General features: G+C 56.1%; 2 protein-coding genes. Both read left to right on the top strand.

Annotated elements, in window-relative coordinates; translation table 11 throughout:
• Positions 1-669: transposase (locus JGU66_36115; protein ID MBJ6766202.1), on the top strand; the 669-nt coding region annotated here is incomplete at its 5' end.
• 361 nt (positions 670-1,030) lie between these two features.
• Complete coding sequence (locus tag JGU66_36110; protein ID MBJ6766201.1) at positions 1,031-4,111, top strand: metallophosphoesterase; 3,081 nt, start codon at positions 1,031-1,033, stop codon at positions 4,109-4,111.
• The last annotated feature ends 558 nt before the right edge of the window (positions 4,112-4,669 follow it).

The following is a 4,669-nucleotide window of genomic DNA, read 5'->3' as shown; positions in this document are numbered from 1 at the left end:
AAGCCCGCCCTGGCGCAGGGCCTGCTGCAACGGGCGCTGGCCTCGGGCCTGAAGCCCGCGTGGGTGGTGGGTGATGAAGTGTATGGACGCGACTCCACCCTGCGCCGCTTCCTGGAAGACTTGCACCAGCCCTATGTGCTGACGGTGGCGTCCAACACGCATGTGTGGCGCGGCTTCGTGCAGGTGAAGCCGGCAGACGCGCTACGAGAAGTCCCGCCAGAGGCATGGGTGTGCATGTCCGCGGGCGCGGGCACCAAGGGCCCTCGCCTCTACGAGTGGGCTCGGCTCCGCCTCAATCGCCACCTGGGGCTGTCTCGCTGGCTCCTCTTCCGGCGCAGTCTCTCGGATGGGAAGGTGGCCTTCTACGTGGCCCATGCCCGCCGCAATGCCTCATTGGCTTCGCTGGTGAGAGTGGCCGGCAGTCGGTGGGTGATTGAGGAGGACTTCGAGTCCTCCAAGGGCGAAGTGGGCCTGGCTGACTATGAGGTGCGCACGTGGACGGCGTGGCACCGACACATGACTCTGTGCTTGGTGGCTCACGTCTTCCTTGCCGCGGCACGGGCACTGGCCAACCTTGGGCCTCAGGAGGGTTTGCCCCCAAAAGCCCTCGGCCTGCCGACGCGAAGAAACCCCATGCGGGCGTTTCTCGGTCGGCGCGGCCTGCATTGACTCTCCTTGTCCGATTCTCCGTCCAAGAGGTGCGCGGGCTGCTGCTAGCCCTGCTCCGACGTGCTGTCGCCCCAGTTGAGCACGTCTTGGCGTGGAGTCGCTGGCGCCGCCACCATCAAGCCGTCGCCATCGTCTGCCATTATCGGGCTCACGGCGCTCGTCTCAATCTACGACTGTAGGACTAGGCGACCACGCCTCAACGTTCGTTAGCGGTTGCCCCGCAATGGCATTCTTCTCTCCACATCAATCTGACCACACAGCCAGGAGGGTCAAGTCGGACCACGGCAATTAACCGTCCCTCACCTTGCTCACCCATCCCAGGCATGCAAATCTGCACCATTCAAGAACCAATGGAGTTCGCATGACCTTTGCCATCATCCATCTATCCGACATCCACCTCAGCGAAAAGGGGAACCTAATCTCTGGCAAAGGGCAGAAAATTGCCCGGGCAATCCAACCCCAAATCGAGGGAGTTTGCGATTTAGTCATAATAGCATCGGGCGATGTTGCATACTCCGGAAAAGAAACAGAATACGCCGAAGCCAAGCGGCTGTTTTCAGATATATGCAGTGAGATTCGATCGCAAAAACAAAACATAAGCATCCACAGCTTTGCGGTCCCAGGAAATCACGACTGTGATTTTAGCAAGCCAAGCACACTCCGCGACACCCTGATCAATCAGCTAAAGCAGAGTGACACCGCTCACGAAGCACCACAAGAAATCATAGAGCCCTGCCTAGTCGTCCAGTCAGCTTTTTGGGACTTCGAAAAAAGCATCTCGGGGCGTTCGCGCTCAGCAACGGAACAGGCGGGATACCTCGACACCATCAGTCTAGGAAGTCACAAGGTCGAATTATTAGGGCTCAACAGCGCATGGCTGTCCACCAAGAGGGAGCAGCCTGGAACTCTTGCTGCCCCCCAAAAAAGCATCAACACCCCGCAAAACAATGCAGATTTTCGCATCGCATTCATTCACCATCCCGCTAACTGGCAAGCACCGGGGAGTGCAAGAGCATTTCGAGATTCTCTTCTCGACAACGTCGACATGCTTCTCGTAGGTCACGAACACGCCAGCGACATTACCGAAATTGGTCGCCCGAGCGGCACTAGCGCGCTCATCATAGATGCGCCAGCGCTACAGTCCGATGGTCAGCGTAGCGGCTTTAGTCTTCTCAAAATCAGCCTAAACAGCAAGACGCTAACACGAGTCACCTTCACCTGGAAGGGCACCACAGGCTCCTACCAAGCTAGCAGGTCTGACCCCATCAGACTGGAGCGCATTGGGAAAGCGGCCCACTCGAATGCCAAGCCACGAAAAGCCTTCCTCTCCGACCTGCGAGACATAGGAGCAAACTTCACCCATCCACGAGCAGAATCCCTTCACCTGGAAGACCTCTTTGTCTGGCCAGATATTGCGATACGTTCATTTCGCCGCCTAGTCAAGGGGACTGCCATAGCTTACTCAGGCGATCAGTCTCATCAAAAATTACGCACATTCAAAAAGCAGGTGATCGAAGGAACAGAGCGCTCGGGGCGAACCTCCATTGCCAAATCTCTAGCGCTCGACTTCATAGCTGACGGAATAACCGCACTGCTCATTGACGGAGCTTCAGTTAGAGCGACATCCGCCGACGAGCTCCTCGTCTTCTGTGAAAACATCTGCACCAAACAGTACGATGGCATCGAGCTTGAGGCACTGCGACAGAATGACCCAGGCAGAATCGCGCTCATTATAGATAATTTCGACTCAAGCCCACTCCCCGTATCCAAACTGCTCAACCTTCTCAACGCCGCAGCACAGCTCTTTGGGCGAGTCATCGCATTTGTGAGCGACCTCTTCAATATCCAAGAAATATTCTCACACGAAGAGCTGCCAGCGCTTTTAGACTTTCAGCATATTGTGGTTTCCGAACTAGGCCATCGCTCACGGCGGGAGCTTATTGAGCAATGGTACAGGATCGGCTCAGACCTCCTTGCAGATGAAAGTGCGTTTGAACGCAAGGTGTCTGAATCCGAACGCTACGTTAGCAACCATGTCGGTCGAGGAATTTTTCCTAGCTATCCAATCTGCGTACTAACCCTGCTTCAAGCCCGTGATGCAGGAACCAACACCGACCTGTCTGCCGGTGCATATGGCGCTATTTATGAGGTGCTCCTCTATTCCGCACTCAACAGAAATGCCAATCATATACCAATTGATTTTCTCCAGACATTTCTCGCAGAGCTTGCCATTCATATGCTCAGGCGCGGCAGCCGCGAGATGCCCGAAGGGGAACTTGATAGGGTCGCCCTTCTGTTCATGAAAAGCACGCTGACCGAATTTTCCATCGACGACATCAGGCTTAGCCTCACGAATGCACGAATGCTGATTGTTCGCGATGGCAACGTTCGCTTCAGATATTCCCACATATACTACTTGTCGTGCGCCAAGGCACTGCAGATATACAAGCAAGATCCGGACAGACGAGCTGACGCCTCGCTCGAGATTAATCGACTCTTCAGTACTCTCCACACAGATGCATCATCCAATATTGTGATGTTTTATCTTCATTTCTCGCGCGATCTTGAGTCAATAACAAGGCTCGTTGATGTTGCGGATCGGCTTTTTGCCGACCAGTCCGCCGCAAACCTTGAGAGTGTTGACTTTGGAGGCAAAGCCCCGTGGTCCAAAGAGCTTCTTGCTGAAATTGAAGCCGACCAGCAAGAAGGAATTCGCCAGTATCGGACAGAGCAGGACGACGTTGAACGATTTCGCGACGCACTCCATGCGGAAGATAACGAAATTCTAGACCAAATCAACAACTATCACACCTGCATAAAGGCGCTTCAACTCATAGGGCAAGTAGTGCGAAGCTTCCCGGGACTGCTACCTCGAGAGCTCAAGCTCCGCGCTGTGAGGAGCTTGCTGAATCTGTCACTCAGGACTGTGAGTCATTTTGCAGGTGCAGTACGCACAACCAGGGATGACCTCCGAGAAGCCATTGCCCATTATCTGACGACAACCAAGCGTGTTGCAAATCTGGCAGAGACTAAGGAACGTGCCGACGACGCGATTTTCCAGTTGGCGCTTGCTGTTGGTCACGGATTGGTGCGCAGAACTGCAACGGCGCTCGGCTCTTCTCACATTTTTCCTGCACTGGATGTGCTACGAGCCGATGGGCTTGGCGTTGGTTTTGATTTGATTGAGTTCGCGGTGCGCCTCGATCACGAGAAGGATAGAGCCGAAGTGAAGAGTGCGGTGGCCCTGCAAAATAGGCTATCCAGCTCGTTCTCGACATTTATCATGCGACAAATCGTCATTGACTATCTTCGAGCCCAGAGACTTCCGCCTGGGCTTCGGGCAAGCTTTGCGAATGCATTCAACATAAAAGTGAAGCCTCGTTCGCTTGGTGAGGGGGGGGTTGTGATTCTCGAATCCTCGAACACGAGCGGCAGGTCCTGACGACCATTGAGCTTGGGTTGGCCGGAATAAGGGTGGCCCAGGTTGAGAGTAACAGCCTCTATTACTACCCGGTCAGTAACCGTCCGGCGAGCGACGTGCTGATGCGCCTTTGCAGCCACCCCGCGTCACGTCTGGGCGAGTTGCTGCCACACCGCTGGCAGCCGTCCTCTGCCTCCGCGCCTGACACCTCCTGACGCTACGCAAGCCTTGGCGACCAGGACCCCCCACGCGCCGCTACCCTGTGGCGCGAGCGGAAGGGTGCATCCTTCGAACGTCACCAGTCGGTCGGTTACGCAGCTTTCGAGCCCCGGGTTCGAGAGGGCATGTCAGACCGGTGATGTGCAGTCTCCTCGGCGGGGGCGAGCGACTCTGGGGAAGGCGGACCCCTCCGACCCGCAGCGCCACGACATGACGCCTTGGAGGATTGGGATTTGGAAAACCCTGGACGCAGATTCGGAAGCGCCGTGGTCATCGGTAGCAGCATGGCGGGGCTCCTGAGCGCGCGGGTGCTCGCGGACCACTTCGACAAGGTGACGCTGGTGGAGCGTGATGTCCGGG

The sequence above is a fragment of the Myxococcaceae bacterium JPH2 genome, assembly GCA_016458225.1.
In the GTDB taxonomy this organism is placed as follows: Bacteria; Myxococcota; Myxococcia; order Myxococcales; family Myxococcaceae; genus Citreicoccus.
Note: the sequence above shows the minus strand (reverse complement) of the source record. Positions and strands in the feature narration are given on the sequence as shown.

What these genes read in the sequence shown, in the direction of transcription:
- JGU66_36110 (MBJ6766201.1), top strand. Translation starts at nt 1,031, where the DNA reads ATGACCTTTGCCATCATCCATCTATCCGACATCCACCTCAGCGAAAAG.